Here is a 643-nt window from a genome sequence, read left to right on the forward strand (position 1 = left end):
GCGGCTCCATGCCGCAGGCCGGACGGTGGTCACCGCGTCCGGTCGTATGGACGATACCGCGCGCGCAGCGCAGCGTATCGTCATCCTGAAGGGCGGGACCGTGCTATTGCAAGGTCCGCCGGAAACGCTGCTGCGCGAACATGCTGCGCAGCTGGCCGCCTTGGGGCTGCTCCCCTCTCCCGCAGGGAGGGGAGACGTGCCGCGTGAGCCAGGGGCGAAGCCCGGCTCGGCGGCTGACCGCACCGGGCCGCCGTTGCTGAAGGTGAAGGAGCTTGCCTTCACCTATCCCGGCAGGCAGCGGGCAGCGCTGACAGGCGTAAGCCTTGCCCTTGCGCCCGGCGAACGAGTCGTTCTGCTGGGCGAGAACGGCTCCGGCAAAACCACGCTCGGCAAGCTGCTCATGGGCCTGCTGCCTGCACCCAAGGGGTGCATGTGGTGGGAGGGAGAGGATATGGCGAAGCTGCCAATTCACCAGCTTGCCACCGGGATTGGTTATGTGTTTCAGCAGCCTGAGCATCAGTTTGCAGCAGCAACGGTATGGGAGGAATGCTTGTACAGCGTTCGCGTCAAGCTCGGTTTGCGGAGCGGAGAGGCGATTCCCGTCGCGTATGAGGAACGGGCACAGCGCTTGCTGGCAGGCGCC

Annotated in this window: 1 protein-coding gene; it reads left to right on the forward strand. The window is 66.1% G+C overall.

Annotated features, from left to right (window positions below; all coding sequences use genetic code 11):
- Positions 1 to 262: 262 nt before the first annotated feature.
- On the forward strand, positions 263 to 643 hold a 381-nt coding region (locus L693_RS31535), incomplete at its 3' end, for an ATP-binding cassette domain-containing protein (RefSeq protein WP_231503679.1).

The organism is Paenibacillus sp. 1-18, from assembly GCF_000520755.1.
Classification (GTDB): Bacteria; Bacillota; Bacilli; order Paenibacillales; family Paenibacillaceae; genus Paenibacillus; species Paenibacillus brasilensis.